Raw genomic sequence first — 16,747 nt, forward strand, 5'->3', positions numbered from 1 at the left:
TTAATTCAATGAATTATACAACTTTAGAGTGGTAAACAAAATAATATCCTAGAAATTAACTATTTAAACTTATAAGAAAAAATTTAATAAGTTTATTGTACAGTAAGATTTAATTTTTTACCTGCAACCCAGACTTTTTTAAGGTGATTTATCACTTTTGGTGAAAGGTTAGATGGTAAATCAACTAATGTATAATCTTTTTGAATAGAGATATTACAGATATGTTTACTGTCAATATTACCTTCATTAGCTATAGCTCCGACGATATTTCTCGGTTGAACATCATTATCACGACCAACATCTAACTTATAAGTAGTTAAATCAATATTTACAATATGACGCGATTTTCTATCTGCTCTATCAAAACGCCTAACTCTATCACCTTGTTTATTTCTACGTTGAAATCTTTCATTTTTTCTAACATCTCTAGAATTTCTATTATCACTGACTGGCTTTTCTTCTTTAGCTTGAATCTCTCTTGGGAAGAAAGTTTTCTTACCTTGCGCTAGTAGTGCAAGTACAGCCAAAAGCTCATCTAAATCAAGCTCTAACTGCTCACGAATCTCAGTAATAATCTCTTTATATTTATCTAAAGATTTATTTTTATCTAATGCTGAGATTATTCTAGCTTTAAAGTGTTCTACCCTACTTTGGGCTAAATCTTTGGCACTTGGTATAAATACTTCCTGGATTGGCGAGCCTGTAAATCTCTCAAGAGTACGCAAGAATCTCATTTCTTTGAGTGACACTAAAGAAATTGATGTACCTTCACGCCCTGCTCTACCTGTACGCCCAATTCTATGTATATAAGTATCTGTATCATTAGGCATATCATAGTTAATCACATGGCTAATACGCTCAAGATCTATACCTCTAGCTACTACATCTGTAGCAACGAGAATATCTGATTTAGCACTTCTAAATTGATCAACAATATATTCACGCTGCGATTGTTGCATATCACCATTTATAGCAGTTACTTTGTAGCCGAGCGCCTTTAAGTTATCCGCAACTTCGATAGTGCTAGTTTTAGTCTTAACAAAGATAATAACACCATCAGTTTCTTCTGTCTCAAGCAATCTATCTAAAGCATCTATCTTTCTAAAGCCTTTGATTACGACAAATTTTTGTGTCACTGTGTTGGCAGTTTTTGTCTTAGTTTTTACTTGTATCTTACAAGGATTTCTTAGGTACTCTTCGATAATGTCAGCAATATCAGCTGGGATTGTTGCTGAGAAAAGTAATCTTTGGCACTGATCAGAAATATGACTTAAGACAAATCTAACATCATCAATAAAGCCCATTCTAAGCATTTCATCAGCTTCATCTAAGACTAGTGCTCTTAGGTTATCAAGCTCTAGCGTACCTTTTTCAATATGATCCATGACACGCCCTGTAGTGCCCACTACTACTTTGATCCCTTTTTTAAGTGCTCTAATTTGTGAACCGTATTCTTGGCCACCATAGATACAAGCAACATCTAAATTTGGTACATTTTTGGCAAATGCTTCAAATTGCTCTGCAACTTGGATAGCTAATTCTCTAGTAGGAGCTAATACCAAAACTTGTGGCGATTTATCTTTAGATTTTAAATCAATGTTATTTATCAATGGTAATGCAAATGCTGCAGTTTTACCCGTACCCGTTTGTGCTTGTCCTAGCACATCTCTACCCGATAAGATATATGGAATAGCATACTGTTGAATTGGTGTAGGATTTTCATATCCTAATTTAATAACAGTACCTACAATACCTTGACTTAGCCCAAGCTGACTAAAATCTTTTTTAGTTTCAGAATTCATTTTGTCCGTAAATTTTTGTATGAGAAATTTTATTAAATAATTTGAAAATTATGAGAAATTTAAATTATCCGCGAGATGTAATTTCTAATAGATGGTAACCAAATTGAGTCTGTACTGGACCATGAACTTTATGTAATTCATCGTTGAATATAACTCTATCAAACTCAGGAACCATTTGTCCTTGAGAGAAAGTCCCTAGATCACCGCCTCTAGCTCCAGATGGACATAGAGAATGCTTTCTAGCTGCTTTTTCAAGAGTTATTTTACCTTCAGTTATATCTTTTTTGATTTGTTGACATTCAGATTCTGACTGTACTAGCAAATGCCTACCTGAAGCTTTCATAATTATAGTTCCTTATTTTTGGATTTAACTATTACTAATTACACTCCTAAGGATACATTATTTAGTGTAAATATACAACTTTATTAAAGAGCGGCTATTGGCCTAAATTACGTAATTTTTTACCTGAAATAAGGTTATCTTCTATTTTCTCTAAGCTAATACCTTTTGTTTCAGGAACAAAAAGCTTTAAGAATATTATTGCAATGATACAGAAAAGAGCATAACTAACAAATATCATTGGTTTACCCCAAACTCCTGCTTCCATTATCACATTTGAGTATGCTACAACTATCCATACGAATGTCCAGTTAACAATAGTTGTAATAGTCATACCAAATTCACGTATATTTTGTGGAAATATCTCAGAACATAAAATCCAAGCAACTGGCCCCCATGAGCATGCAAAGCCAAAAATATATAATAGGCATGCAATCAATAATATATACTTAGGTAATTTCGAGCTTACACCAACTACATCAATAGCATAAAAGCATAGGGCTACAACTAAAAGAGTCATTGTCATGATTGTAGCTCCAACAGTTAGGAGCTTTTTTCTACCCCATTTCTCAACCCAACGAATTGCTGGGAATGTAGATAAAAAGTTAACAAAAAATACTGCTAAACCAGCTAAGATAATATTTAAACCAGCTCCTTCTAAAAAGCTTGGTGCATAATATATCATCGCATTGATACCAACTAATTGTTGGAACATCTGAATTACTACACCGACTATAAGTATTTTCCAGAAAAAGCTCTTACTTAATACTTGCTTAACAGAGTGTGATTTTTGATGATTTAACTGACTTATTTCTTGTATTTCTTTGTCAATTTGATCTTGATTTCTTAATCTTTTTAATACCTCTCTAGCCTCTCCTCCTCTATCTTTCATCATCAACCATTTTGGGCTCTTAGGTAAAAAGAAACAACCAACAAACATCAATGCTGCAAAAATAGTAATAACACTAAACATCAAAGTCAACGATACTCTAGTATGTCCCGCTAACTCAACTATGACAACATTTACCAAACATATTAAAAATATACCAAACGTAATCATTAACTGGAATAATGAAGATATTGATCCTCTTATTTCTTTTGGAGCTGTCTCTGCTAGATATAATGGTGTTGCAAATGAAGCTAAGCCAACCCCAAAGCCAAGAATAAACCTACATACTGTAAGTATATTTAGTGGTGGTAAAAGTGAAGAAACTAATGCTCCAATAAGGAATGAGAACCCTGCTATTAATAAAGTATTTTTTCTACAAAAATAACGGGAGAAAAAACCACTACAAATTGTACCTAAAATACCGCCATAAGCTAAAATAGAGTTAAATTTACCTTCTGTAATACTGCCTGGAGCAATATTATAAATATGATCAAGTGTTTCACCTGCGTTTGCAATAAATCCTTGATCTAGTCCAAATAGCAAACCACCTAATGCAGCTATTGTAGCAATTAGATATACTATTCTTTTATATTCTTTTTGTACTTCCATATTCTCCCACCATTTATTTATAGATTGTTTGTTAGCGACCAATTTTTGCTAAAGATTTGCCAGCGATAAGGTTATCTTCTATTTTCTCTAAGCTAATACCTTTTGTTTCAGGAACAAAAGCTTAACAAATAATATAAAAACTATCCAAGATATCGCAAAACCAAAGATAAATAACAAACAAAATATCAAAGCAGTCCATTGTAATGTTTGTGATAAAACCATTGCTTGGCCATAGACAAAGTGTGTTTTAAAGATAAAGCCAATAACGATACACGAGATTATCAATAAGTTTAAAAATTGGCTTACACCCAAATTTATCGATATACTTAATTGCCAAAAAGGTTGTCAGCATATTAAGTAAACCAATCACTATTGTCGATGTTGAAGGATTAGTAAATCCTGCTAATTTAAAGATATCTGTTGAGTAATACATAAAAGCATTCATGTCGGTGAACTGTTGGATGCTTGCAAAGCTATACCTAAAAATAAGACTTTTATAAAAAACTTTTGCTTAAGCAAAGAAAAAACACTAACACCTCTATGTGTTGTTTGTTTAATTTCGTTATGCTCGTCTAGTGCTTCTACTTCGCTCGATCTTATTTTTTTAAGAACAATAACAGCCTCATCATTACCTTTTAAAACAAGCCATCTTGGACTTCCAGGCAATGTTAAACATCTAAAGAACATTATCACTGAAGAAATTGCCAATACTGCAAGCATAATCCTCCAAGAACCTGTACTTTCTAAAGCTGAATTGGTTAAAAGAACCAAAAATAAACCAATAGTTATCATTAATTGGTATAAAGCAATCAAAGCACCTCTAAACTCTTTTAGAGCAATTTCTAATAAATATAAAGGTGCAATAAATGAAACAATCCTTACCGCAATACCTAAAATGAATCTTGAGCTAATAAAAATTTGATAGCTAGATACCAAAATTCCGACTATTGTAAAAATAGAAAAAATAGTAGCTGCAATTAGAAGTACTTTTCTACGTCCCATACTGCTTTGATAAAAAACCACTAAATAACGCCCCACAAGCAGCTCTAAGCAGCGATACACTTGAGACATAACCATTTTACTCAATACTTAAACCAAATGTTTCTGATATGCAATGCAGCAAGCCGTTAACATAACCAATATCCATACCAAAAAGCAACCTAGCAAGTGTTGCTATTATAGCCACGCGAATGACTACAAAATTTTTTTCATTTTGCATACAAAAATTCCTACATCAATTTAGCTAATAGTTCCAGCATTTATGATTATACTATACTCAAAATACAAAACAACTATTTTTTGATTTATAAATGAATATTTCAGCTACAATATTACAGCTCAAATTCTCGAATCGTCGTAAGAGTATCTTAACTAATGAGTAGATTTTGGTATCACCTCATAGGCTTAATAGACCATGGCAAGGTCAGTCTGAATAGACTCAAAAAAATACTCTCCCAGAGTATGGTGACAAGTGTTATCTTTGTCCGACTAACACTTGAGCTAATGGAGAAGTTACCTGAGTTTAAAGAAACTTTTGTATTTGAGAATGATTTTTCTGCTTTAATCTAAAGAAAAAATAGACAAAAACCTTGAGATAAATGATGATTTATTTCAGCTAAGTAGTTCTACTGGCATTGCTAAAGTTATTTGCTTCTCTGCAAAACATAATCTAACAATGGCATCAATGCAATAAGATGATACCACTAGAGTAGTTGATTTATGAGCAACTGAAGTAGCAGAATTAAGTAAAAAATATCAATGGGTACAAGTTTTTGAGAATAAAGACTCGATTATGGGTTGCTCCAACTCTCATCCATATGGGCCAAATCTGGGCTTATGATTTCTTACCAACAGAAGCTCAAAAAGAACATCAAACACAATTGGAATACTTTCAAAAACACAAATCAATTATGCTGCTTGATTATGTAAATCGCGAGATTAATGAGAAAAATAGAATTTGTTTATTAAAAAGATGATTGATTAATTGTTGTACCGTTTTGGGCAACATGGCCTTATGAGGCTTTATTGCTTCCAAAATTTAAATTCTTACATCTAAATCATTTAAATAATCAGCAAAAAAATCTCTAGCTAATGCTCTAAAAGTATTGTTAGTAAAATATGATAAACTATTTGATACTTCTTTCCCATACTCTATGGGCTAGCATAGCTCAATAAATGCTACAGAGTGCGACTACTTGCCTTCATGCATACTTCTATCCACCTCTGCTCCGTTCAGTAACAGTCAAGAAATTTATGGTTGGTTTTGAAATGCTTGGAGAATCGCAAAGAGATATTACTCCAGAGTTAGCAGCACAAGTTTTAAGAGAGTTATAATTATGATGGACTGTATCAAAGATAATTTAACCAATCGTTTAATCCTGAAGTATTTTTTCGCCAAGTCAAATCAATTTAATAGGTGAGCACACCACCGACTATAACAATGGTTTTGTAATACTATTTGCTATCAATAAAGGTACTTTTATATCTATCGCAACTAGGGATGATAACATTGTCAATGTATATAGTAAAAATCTTTATGATTCTGCATTATTTTGATACAAATAAAATTATGCAAGAACTAACTAATACTTGGCAAAACTATATAAAAGGAACTATAAATATCATCAAGCAAGATTTCTGTAGTGATATTAAAGGAGCAAATATTTATATTTTTAGTGATTTCATCATCTACCTCACTAAATACCTGCTTATAATAAAATCTATTAACTAAACATCTCTAAACTTGATCTTGCTAAGATTGCACAAAAAGTAGAGCATCAATACATTAGTACAAAATGTGAGCTTATGGATCAAATGGCTTGTTTGTTTTCACAGCAAAATGCTGCAACAATGATTGATTATAATAATCATCATTGTGATAATAGCTTTTTTGAGCTTGATAATCTATCAGTACTAATTTGTGATACCAATATTAAGTATAATTTAGCAGATTCTGCCTACAATAAGCGCCACCAAGTTTGTGAAAATATACTATATTTCATAAGATAAAATCTCTGCGTGAGCTGGATATATAAAAACTAGAGCGTATAAAAGTTAACTCTCTGAAGAAGATTATAAATTAGCATTACATATATTTATAGAAAATCAAAGAGTGAAAGAAGTTACTAAAGCAATAGCAGCTAAAGATTGGCAAAAGCTAGGTAAGCTAATTTATCAGTCGCATAATTCACTAAAAAATGATTATAAGGTCAGCTGTGATGAACGTGATTACCTAGTTAAGTTATCTCAAAACTTTGCTGGAATTTATGATGCTAGAATGACTGATGATGGTTTTAGTGGTTCGACAGTACATCTTTTATCTACCAAGCTTCTAAAGACTATACTAGCTACTTTAGCTACTTAGAGAAAAATTTAATATAAAACCAGTATTTTATATTTCAAAAGCTTGTCAAGATACTCATAAAATTTAAAATATTTTTCTAACTTTTTCTAGTAGATTATTTTTTTGCTGTGTATATGGTTTAGATTGGATATTCCCCCATACAGGAGCTGGCCAAGATGGATCATTTTCGAAACGCCCTACTACATGTAGGTGCATTTGCTTAACAACATTACCTATAGTAGCTATATTTAACTTATCAACATGGTATTCTTTAAATATAAATCTAGAGAGTTTATTGATAATAATATTTATATTGTATTGAACAGGATCAACAAGCTGATACCACTCTGTTCTATCTGTAAAAGGTACAACTATAAACCAAGGTACGATAGAGTTATTTACTACTAGAATTTTACAGTCTAGGTGCTCACAAACTTCAAAAGTATCAGCTGCTAAGCGAGGATCTAATTTAAACATTTAAAAATCTCCTTATTTTTTCTAAATCTTGCGGTGTATCAACACCTGCTGGAGTTGATTTAGATGATTGAGCTATTGCAATCTTATAGCCATTATATAGAACTCTAAGTTGCTCTAATGCTTCGTATTTTTCAATTGGTGAAACTGTAAGTTCAGCATAATGCTTTAGAAAAGCCACTCGATATGTATATATACCAATATGTCTAAAAAACTCTGAAATACTAACTTGCTGATCCTCAGAAAAACCTCTCTCAAAAGGAATAGATGCTCTACTAAAATATAAAACATAATTATTTTTGTCAAAAACTACTTTAACATTGTTAGGATTATAAATATCTTCTACATCAGTGATTTTTTCACACAATGTTGAGACTACTGCTTCTGGTTTATCTATCAATAACTGTACCACTTGCTCAATATTCTCAACAAGTATCAAAGGCTCGTCACCTTGGACATTTACAACAATATCTTCATCAGCAAAACCTAATTTACTAACGGCTTCTGCTATTCTATCTGTACCTGACTCATGATCAGCCCTTGTCAAAGCTACTTTTGCACCAAAACTCTCAGCTACATCTTTTATTTCTTGGGAATCTGTAGCTATTATTATACTATCAAACTTTGATTTGGCTACTTGTTCATAGACTCTCTGAATCATTGGCTTACCAGCAATATCAGCTAGCATCTTATTTGGTAGACGAGTTGATTTAAGCCTTGCTGGAATTACAATATGGATATTAGTCATATTTTTTCACCTCTTCAAGAGTTAGCTTTTTAGCTTCTTCAACTAACATTACTGGAATATTCCCGCGAATTGGATAAGCTAGTTTATCCGCTTTACATACTAAAACTTGATTTTCTTTATCATAATGTAAATTTGATTTGCAAATTGGACAAACCAACACATTTAAAACTGAATGATCCACTATTTCACCTCTATTATAAATTCATATTTATCTGTTACTTGCTCTGCTTTGACAAGTATATAATCATTTACCTTACACCATGCTGGGATATCATGCATAGTACCAGGATCAGTACAAACTACTTTTAATTGCTCCCCTTCTTAGAGCATTCTGTGTTTTGATAACTGGCATCCGACAAAGAAGCCTTTCTAAGTTTAACTGCTGTATTTATTATATACCACTCCTTTTTAATCTCATCAGTATAGGCTTGACAGTGACTTCTTTACTCGTACCATCTAGATAGTTATCTAGATAGTTAAATACCATAGTTGCCTTGTGTAAATCTACCTAAGACTTGTGTTGTGTATTGCTCATCATTTTTGTCAAACCACCATCTATCAAAGTCAAAGGACCTATATGTAATGAGCAATAGACACTTATAAATTGATTTTTGTAACCGTTTAAATAATTATTTTCACTCTCTTTACGACCAATTATAAGTTTATAAATAAAGCTTAAAGCTAATATGTCTACCAATCTTAAGAAGCTAATATCATCAGACTCATACTCTTTTAAACTACGCGCTTGCCATAAATCAACTAATTTATCAGAGTACTGTTTATCAGTAAGGAAACAACAACCCTTAGGAGGAGAAGCATAGTCTTTTATACCCCATTCACGTGCTATTCTCATCTGATCTCTTCTACCTCTATCTGTAATTCCCATTAGCTTAGATCTATCAATTCAGCCTTCTCTTTCTGGTTTTGTTTCTGGTAGGTTTTTAGCACTTAAAGGTCTAAGAAGTAAATCATCAATACCAGATTGTTTTTGGACTACAGGCATAGTTATTTTGCGTTGTGATATTGATCTTTGACCAATAACCTCACCAGCAATTATAAAATCAAAATCGTTTTTCCTAGCCCATTCTTTAGCTTTACGCACCATAAAAATCTTACAATCTAAACATGAATTCATATTTGCAAGAAACCAGTAAAAAAATTTACTCCCTCAACATGAATGCCTTGATCAAGCATCATTTTTGTTGCTAACATTAAGCCAAGACCACCAGAAATAAGTGATACTGCTTTAATTTGTCTTTTTTCCACCCATATTTTGTATAAAATCATTAAAATTAAATATTTGTAATAATTCTAACATAATGATATTTTATAACTATTACTTTTTTAAAACCTATGGTTTTAAAAAAAATTAACTCTTTTGTTGATATGTCAAAGCAGTATAGTAACCAATGATTGAGCCTAGCATAGCTCCAGCAATTAGATCACTAGCAAAGTGAAAATATTGCAGTAGTTGTGTAATTAGCACTAAAAATGCTAATAAACCTAAGCCACTTATATTTAGGAAATAAAATCCACATACTAACGCTAAATGAAAATATAAATGTAGCATGACTAAAAGGAAAAGAAGCATAATCACCATTAAACTTAAACCAGTTAAAGCCATAAAGATTATCTCTGACTAATGAAGAATTATAATTCTTAAATGTTTCTGTCCAATACCTACCACAAATACCTTTTAATATTTCTTTGATAAATTGACCTGTAAGTACAGCATTCGCACTAACAAAAACTTTGCATCAAAAGCAGATACTTTTTTGTATAAAAGCTTAATAAAATAATATATGTAAAATACAAAAATTGACATGTTTAAGAAAAAAACATATCATCAGAAAAAAATCTCATGAAGGTGTATTGCCTTGAATTATACTCGTGCAAAAGCCATACTATGTGTCTATCAACAAAGAAGTAGCAAAAGAATATCGATATTATTCCTAAAATAATAAATAACAAGCTTTTTTTAGTCATTTTTAGACTTTATATTTTTTGAAATACCAAAATTCTACAGTATTAATTAGCTATAATTTAATTTTTTAATGGAAACATTTCCAAATTTCTTGGGCTAACTTTTTACTAATTCCTTTAACTTTGGCAATCTCATCAACAGATGCTCTGGATAATTCTTGCCAACCACCTAAATACATCATTAAAGCTTTACGGCGTTTTGGTCCAACTCCTTCAATTTCCTCTATAATTGATGACTGTCTATTTGAGCTTACTTTTTTACGCTGACCTTTGATAGCATGATTATGGGCAGAGTCTCTAACTTGGCGTAACAATAGAAATCCTGGATGATGCTCATCTAATGTATATTCAGTATCATCAAAACCTTTATAGATTTTTTCTTTACCACTTATACGCTCAACACCCTTACCTAAACTGACAAGCTGAACTTTATCTTGGATTCCAAATTCCCTAAAAACTATCTCTGCTTGATGAATTTGACCTTTACCACCATCAATTATTATTACATCTGGTAGATTATTTGTCTCTAATCCATAACTAACACGACGAGATACTGACTGATAAATCGCTGCATAATCATCACTACCTTTAATATCTTTAATATTATATCTACGATGAAATTTACGATCTTCGCCTTCATCTGTATATACTACACATGATGCTACTGTTGCTTCACCTTGAAAATGAGAAATATCAAAACATTCAATACGCTTAATATCTTTTTCTAGTTTAAGAAATTCTTTTAGAGATTCCAAACGCTTTTGATATTGTGATTTTAAATTTGTATAGGTATTTAGCTTTTGTCGAGCATTTACCTCGGCTAACTTCAGCCACTTGAGATTATCAGCTGCTGGGACGACTATCCAATTTATAACTTGACCAATTTTTTGTGAAATACTATTCATAAGATCTGTAATATCCGTAAAATCTACTTTTGATAGGATTATATTCTTAGGCCAAATATTACGGGTCTCATCACCTAAGTAAAAATGTGATAAAAAAGCATGCATTATTGAGGTTTTATCTTGTCCTTTTGCATCTATACTCCAGTGTCTATCTGCAACGACATTACCATTTTGAATCTGTAATAAAGTTATACTTGCATAGTTATCCTGCATATATATACCAATTACATCAAAAGTTTTATCTGCTTGAATATCAACTATTTGTTGTTGTTGTAATTTACGCAATACCACTAATTGATCACGATAAACTTGAGCTTTTTCATATTCCATGTTTTCAGAAGCTTGATACATCTTTTCAGAGATTTCTTCTAAAACAGTACTAAATTTACCAGCTAAAAACTTTTTTAGTATCACTAACTGTTCATCATATTGTTGTTGAGAAATCAAACCTACACATGGTGCTAAGCAGCGTTTGATTTGGTATTGTAAACAGGGTCTAACTCTAGACTTATAATATGAATTTTTGCACTGACGTATTGGAAAGATTTTTTGGATAATATTTAGTGTATTTTTAACTGATGATATCAAAACATAAGGTCCAAAACATTGTCCTTTTTTATATGCAGATTTACCACGATAAAAAAATACACGCGGAAACTTATTACGAGAAATCACTAAATATGGATAACTTTTATCATCTTTAAAAAAGATATTATACTTAGGGCGATGTTGCTTGATGAGACTATTTTCTAACAAATATGCTTCATAATCGCTAGGGGTAATAGTTATCTCAATTCGAGCTACCTGCTCTACCATTATTATAATTTTACTATCTTTAGCTCCTTTAGAGAAATAACTATTAACACGATTTTTAAGATTTTTTGCCTTACCAACATAAATTATCTCACCATGCTTATCAAGCATCCGATAAACACCAGAATGCGTAGTTAAATTAGCTAAAAAGCTTTTTAAATCAAAATCTTTAGAATTATCTGAAATCATCTAATTTTATTAAACACTGATTTTATGAAAAATGTTAACATATATAAACTTTTATACTAACTAAATAGATAAGTTTAAATTTCTATAAATATTTTAACTAAAAAAACGATGATAATTAATACAAATAAGCAATTAAATGATGTGATAGAAATTCTTAGAAACACATCTCGGCTAGCTATAGATACTGAATTTTACTGGATGCGTACATACTATCCTGAGCTTTGTCTAGTACAGATAGCGACTGAAAATGAGATATTCTTAATAGATACACTTAAAGAACTAGACTTTAGTAAGTTAAAGGACATTTTTACGGATAAGGATATCCAAAAAATAATCCACTCGGCAACTAATGATATTCCTATTATCAAAAGGTTCTTTAACTGTGAAGTGAATAATATTTTTGATACACAACTTGCAGCTGCCTTTCTTGGTTTTCAAACACAATTGTCTCTAAAAACTCTTCTGAAAGAAATTTTAGGTATTGAAATGGAAAAAGAATCTCAGTTTTCAGATTGGCACAATAGACCACTAACACAAAAGCAAATTAACTATGCTATCAAAGATGTTGAATATCTCATACAACTAAAAGAGTATTTGCAACAACAACTAGCTAAAAGTCAATATCAAGATTTTTTTGAGCAAGAACTAATTGAAGTACAAAAAGCACAATTTAACTCTATTGAAAGTATCCATACCAAAATAGGTAATATCCAAAAATTTGATGAAAAAACTCAAAAAAACGCTATTTTAATAGCACAATGGCGTGAAATGATCGCTCAAGAAAAAAATATTCCTGTAAGGTTTATTTTTAATAATAAAATCTTATATACGATAGCTCGTATAAACCCTAAATCTATTAGCTCTTTTGACCACGATGAGCTAAAAAGATTAAAACCTTGGATTAAAAAAGGTGTTATTACAGCACTTAGCTCAACTAAAAGCTTAGATCAAGTAATCCTAGAACAAAAGAGTGGTGGTAAATTATCTACAGAATTAAATGATAAGATAGTTGATTTTTTTGATACACATACTAAGCAACTTAAGTTTGATTCTAGTATAATTGCCTCAAGAAAAGATATTCGCTTACTAGCATATAATCTAAGTATTGATATTAACTACACAAATAACAAACTCCTTACTGGTTGGAGATACGAAATAGTTGGCAAAAAATTAAAAGAGTATATACTGTTGATAGCACAAAATAAAATTATTCAAACTACAATTTAGATCTATGAAACTTATAACTAAAATTCTAAACTATTTCCTATAATTTTGGCATAATTTGCTGCCTTACCGCCTCTAGCTGTAAACACCTATGCGCCAGCGATTCCCTTAATAGCTGGTAGTTTTGATATCAGTAATAGTACAGTTCTGACAACTTTTGCAACCTACTTTATTGGCTTCTCTTTTGGTATGCTGTTCTGGGAGGCTATATCTGATAAATATGGTCGCAAGAAAGTTATAATCATTGGAAGTATTATTTATATTATAAGTACTGTGCTCTTATAGCTATAACTTTAAGATGCTTGAGATTATGTGTCTACTTTAAGGCTTATCTGACTGTGTAGGTGCTGTAATTGCTTTTTCAATTGCGCACGATTGCTACAAAGTCGTTAAACTTACCAGCTTACTACTTGTATCTATAATCATAATATTGCTAATTGCTCCTATCGAAGCACCAATAATTGGTATTATCCTAACTAAGCTAACTCACATATGGCAAAGTACATTTCATTTTCTCACTATTTATCGTGTGGTTATGCTTATCTGTGCATGCTTAATTGAAGAAACTTTAAAACACAAAGATAGAAAATCAAGTCTACTAAAAACTAATCCCTAGCTACTTCCAACATCTAACCAATCCTAGTTTTATGTTAGCAACTGTTACTATTGGCACTATTTTTGCAGCATTATTTATATATATCATTATCAGCTTTGATATATCGGTGATTATGCAACTGGCTCTTTCTGGTATTGTTTATATTATGGCTTATGTTGTGTTAGTACTATTTTTGCAAATATATTCATAAAGAAATACTCAAGCAGAGTACAACAATTAAAATTCTTATATTATAGTGGCGTGTTAATCATTCTAAGCTTCATTACTTTAATAATATTTAATAGCTTAGATCTAGATAATGCTCTAATCTACACTTTAACAATGTTTGTGCTATGTGGTAATGTTGTTTTTAGCTCAACTCTTATCTACGCATTTGCATTAAAATAAGCCTTCTCAAATAGATACTCTTTTTTGATTACATCAAGAGCTGATTAATGGGTTAATTCAAGCACAGCCTCTAGAGCAACACCATTTTGATATGCTTCTAACCATCACAGAGCACACAAAAACCATTTACCTCCCGGCTTAAGACCAGTAAAATCAAAAAAAGGATTCGGTGTCGATAAATCATTACCTCTAGATGCGGTATATTCTAAAAACTCCTGTGTCATTATTGCACATACGACATGAGATCATGATTATTGTACGGCAAAAGTCATCACTATAAAAGCCAGTTTTTGGCTCTAAACAACATAATGAAATAAATATTTTTAGATTAAAGTTTAGAGATATCAGCAGCTCCAATAAACATCTTACGCAAATTTGCAAGCAATGCAATTCTATTTTCTCTTATCTTGATATTTTCATCAATTACCATTACATTTTCAAAAAACTCACTAATTACTTTATCAAGACAAGTTAATAATTCTAAAGCATAACCATATTCTCGATTATTGAGATACTTATCAAAATCAGGAACAACTTCTTCGATACTATAAGCAAGTGCTAACTCATATTCATTACCCACTGATTTAGCAAGTTCAATATCATAATAGTAAGCTTTATCTGTAGCATTCTTACTAAGAATATTAGTTACACGCTTATTTGAAGCTATTAGACTCTGAGCTTTATCTGAATTATAGAACTTAGTTACAGCTTGCACCCTCGCAGCAAAATCCTTAATTGAATCATATTTAGTATTATTAATAGCTGCAAAAATATCTACAGCAACACCCTCTTCTTTATAGAGATTTTTGAGTCTATCTATACAAAAAGATATTACTTTTGTTTTTACATCAGCTTTAAATTCTAAATTATTAACTTTTTTATAACTTTCTAGAATTATATCAATAACCTTTTCTAGAGATATATCAACACTTGTATCTCTTAATATACGTAAGATACCTATTGCTGATCTTCTTAGCGCAAATGGATCTTTGTTACCTGTTGGTTTCTGACCAATACCAAATATACCGACTAAGGTATCTAATTTCTCAGCTAAAGCAACACATGCAGCAACATCAGTTTTTGGCAACTCTGCTCCAGAATACTTTGGCCAATATTGTTGCTCTATTGCCTCTGCTACTGTCTCTGTTTCACCATGAGCTTTTGCATAGTATTTACCGATAATTCCTTGTAAATCTGTAAATTCAAACACCATATTTGAAACTAGGTCAGCCTTTGCTAAAAGCCCCGCTCTATATGCTTTTTGTGAATCAAAATTACTTAGCTCTGCTAACTTTTGTGCTGTATTAGCTATTCTTTGAGCTTTTTGATACATATTGCCAAGTTTACTTTGGAAAGTTACATGCTCAAGTTTAGGTAGTAGTTGTTCTAAAGGTGTCTTTAAATCGGTATCATAGAAAAATGTAGCATCTGCTAACCTAGCATTCATTACCTTTTGATTACCTGATGTTACCAGTTCCGGCTTTTTACTTTGAATATTTGAAATTGTAATAAAATTAGCGACTAAATCACCCTGTTTATCCAAAAGAGCAAAACATTTTTGATGCTCTTCCATAGAAGATATTAAAGCCTCTTGTGGAACTCTCAAGAAATCTTTACTAAAACTGCATAGCATTGCATTTGGATACTCAACTATAGCACAAACTTCTTCGACTAGATCATCATCTAAAACTACCTGATAATTATTTTCTTTGGCAATATCTTTAGATTGCTTAACCAACATTTGCTTACGCTGATCCCAATCTACAAGCACCATGACATCAGCTAGTAGTTTGACATAATCACTAATATTATCAATTACTATAGCTTGTGGATGATGGAATCTATGTCCATAAGTAATATTAGCAGCTTTATGCCCTAAAATTTCGATATCAACAATATCATTACCATATAGTGCTAAGACCCAATGTACTGGTCTTACAAACTCAACATCAGAATCTCCCCAACGCATCATCTTTGGAATTGGTAATTGTTTAAGTGCTTTGATGATAATTTCTTGTAATAGAGAAACTGTTAATTGACCAGATTGTGTAGTTTTATAGAAAAGCTTGACACCTTTTGGAGTTTCAATTCTATCTAATTGATCAAGATCAACTCCACAAGAATTTGCAAAGCCTAAACCTACTTGAGTAGGTTCACCATCCTTATAGGCAATACTTACCAATGGTCCTTGCTTTTCAATTACTATATCTTCTTGAGACTCTGCTAAATCTTTGACTATAAAAGATAGCCTTCTTGGTGAAGCAAACCATTTAGTATCACCAAAACTAACTTTTGCCTCTTTTAGCTGACTTTCTACACTGTCTAATAAAGAATGAGCTAAATTTCTTAGTGCTTTTGGTGGTAGCTCTTCTGTACCTAACTCAAATAAAAAATCTTTTGTAACTTTACTCATTTACAAACCTTA

14 protein-coding genes and 5 pseudogenes are annotated in these 16,747 nt (G+C 31.5%); 4 read left to right on the forward strand and 15 right to left on the reverse strand.

The genetic code is table 11. From position 1 onward, the window contains the following. Nucleotides 1–92 precede the first annotated feature (92 nt). From C9379_RS04265 to C9379_RS04280, 4 genes and pseudogenes are all read right to left on the reverse strand, one after another. Nucleotides 93–1,802, reverse strand: a complete 1,710-nt coding sequence (locus tag C9379_RS04265) for a DEAD/DEAH box helicase (RefSeq protein ID WP_143384693.1) — start codon at nt 1,800–1,802, stop codon at nt 93–95. A gap of 64 nt (nt 1,803–1,866) precedes the next feature. Beyond that, a complete protein-coding gene (locus tag C9379_RS04270) occupies nt 1,867–2,145 on the reverse strand; it encodes a peptidylprolyl isomerase (RefSeq protein WP_143384692.1) in 279 nt (92 codons plus the stop codon). A 94-nt stretch (nt 2,146–2,239) separates the two neighbouring features. Next, complete coding sequence (locus C9379_RS04275) at nt 2,240–3,640, reverse strand: sugar porter family MFS transporter (RefSeq protein ID WP_143384691.1); 1,401 nt, start codon at nt 3,638–3,640, stop codon at nt 2,240–2,242. A 31-nt stretch (nt 3,641–3,671) separates the two neighbouring features. Next, a pseudogene (locus C9379_RS04280) lies at nt 3,672–4,859 on the reverse strand (MFS transporter). A 163-nt stretch (nt 4,860–5,022) separates the two neighbouring features. On the opposite strand from C9379_RS04280, the pseudogene C9379_RS04285 reads away from it, so the two are divergent. Continuing rightward, a pseudogene (locus C9379_RS04285) lies at nt 5,023–5,974 on the forward strand (UDP-glucose--hexose-1-phosphate uridylyltransferase). A 2-nt stretch (nt 5,975–5,976) separates the two neighbouring features. Next, nucleotides 5,977–7,071 (forward strand): annotated as a pseudogene (locus C9379_RS04290) (galactokinase). On the opposite strand, the gene C9379_RS04295 reads toward C9379_RS04290, so the two are convergent. The 9 genes from C9379_RS04295 to uvrC all read right to left on the reverse strand — a co-directional run bounded on the left by C9379_RS04295 (nt 7,068) and on the right by uvrC (nt 12,095). Then, nucleotides 7,068–7,460 (reverse strand): HIT domain-containing protein, encoded by a 393-nt coding sequence (locus C9379_RS04295; protein WP_143384690.1) that lies wholly within the window; start codon nt 7,458–7,460, stop codon nt 7,068–7,070. The pseudogene C9379_RS04290 and the gene C9379_RS04295 sit on opposite strands and share 4 nt — an antisense overlap. Continuing rightward, entirely contained in the window at nt 7,453–8,205 is a 753-nt protein-coding gene (gene kdsB, locus C9379_RS04300) for a 3-deoxy-manno-octulosonate cytidylyltransferase (RefSeq protein ID WP_143384689.1), read from the reverse strand. The genes C9379_RS04295 and kdsB overlap by 8 nt, the downstream gene beginning before the upstream one ends. Next, nucleotides 8,198–8,386 (reverse strand): Trm112 family protein, encoded by a 189-nt coding sequence (locus tag C9379_RS04305; RefSeq protein ID WP_143384688.1) that lies wholly within the window; start codon nt 8,384–8,386, stop codon nt 8,198–8,200. Before C9379_RS04305 ends, kdsB begins: the two co-directional genes overlap by 8 nt. Continuing rightward, nucleotides 8,386–8,484 (reverse strand): sulfurtransferase TusA family protein, encoded by a 99-nt coding sequence (locus C9379_RS04310; RefSeq protein WP_318263270.1) that lies wholly within the window; start codon nt 8,482–8,484, stop codon nt 8,386–8,388. The genes C9379_RS04305 and C9379_RS04310 overlap by 1 nt, the downstream gene beginning before the upstream one ends. A 229-nt stretch (nt 8,485–8,713) precedes the next feature. Next, nucleotides 8,714–9,091 (reverse strand): hypothetical protein, encoded by a 378-nt coding sequence (locus tag C9379_RS04315; RefSeq protein WP_318263269.1) that lies wholly within the window; start codon nt 9,089–9,091, stop codon nt 8,714–8,716. 18 nt (nt 9,092–9,109) lie between these two features. After that, a complete protein-coding gene (locus C9379_RS04320) occupies nt 9,110–9,340 on the reverse strand; it encodes an adenine nucleotide alpha hydrolase family protein (protein ID WP_318263268.1) in 231 nt (76 codons plus the stop codon). Beyond that, complete coding sequence (locus tag C9379_RS04325; protein ID WP_318263267.1) at nt 9,337–9,471, reverse strand: hypothetical protein; 135 nt, start codon at nt 9,469–9,471, stop codon at nt 9,337–9,339. The genes C9379_RS04320 and C9379_RS04325 overlap by 4 nt, the downstream gene beginning before the upstream one ends. Before the next feature lie 103 nt (nt 9,472–9,574). Next, nucleotides 9,575–9,829, reverse strand: coding sequence for a hypothetical protein (locus C9379_RS04330; protein WP_343377531.1), 255 nt, complete (start codon nt 9,827–9,829; stop codon nt 9,575–9,577). A 427-nt stretch (nt 9,830–10,256) separates the two neighbouring features. Beyond that, nucleotides 10,257–12,095, reverse strand: coding sequence for an excinuclease ABC subunit UvrC (gene uvrC, locus C9379_RS04335; protein WP_143384687.1), 1,839 nt, complete (start codon nt 12,093–12,095; stop codon nt 10,257–10,259). A 108-nt stretch (nt 12,096–12,203) separates the two neighbouring features. On the opposite strand from uvrC, the gene C9379_RS04340 reads away from it, so the two are divergent. Together C9379_RS04340 and C9379_RS04345 are read left to right on the forward strand one after the other, a co-directional pair. Next, nucleotides 12,204–13,322 (forward strand): ribonuclease D, encoded by a 1,119-nt coding sequence (locus C9379_RS04340; RefSeq protein ID WP_143384686.1) that lies wholly within the window; start codon nt 12,204–12,206, stop codon nt 13,320–13,322. Between the two features lie 4 nt (nt 13,323–13,326). Continuing rightward, a pseudogene (locus tag C9379_RS04345) lies at nt 13,327–14,316 on the forward strand (MFS transporter); the annotation flags it as partial. Here C9379_RS04345 and C9379_RS04350 read toward each other — a convergent pair. Together C9379_RS04350 and glyS are read right to left on the reverse strand one after the other, a co-directional pair. Beyond that, nucleotides 14,301–14,670, reverse strand: a pseudogene (locus C9379_RS04350) (DUF2237 family protein). The pseudogenes C9379_RS04345 and C9379_RS04350 sit on opposite strands and share 16 nt — an antisense overlap. After that, nucleotides 14,651–16,735 carry a glycine--tRNA ligase subunit beta gene (gene glyS, locus C9379_RS04355; protein ID WP_143384685.1) on the reverse strand — a complete coding sequence of 695 codons (2,085 nt, stop codon included), beginning with the start codon at nt 16,733–16,735 and terminating at the stop codon, nt 14,651–14,653. The pseudogene C9379_RS04350 and the gene glyS overlap by 20 nt, the downstream one beginning before the upstream one ends. Between the last annotated feature and the right edge of the window lie 12 nt (nt 16,736–16,747).

The sequence above is a fragment of the Francisella-like endosymbiont genome, assembly GCF_003069505.1.
Lineage (GTDB): Bacteria > Pseudomonadota > Gammaproteobacteria > Francisellales > Francisellaceae > Francisella.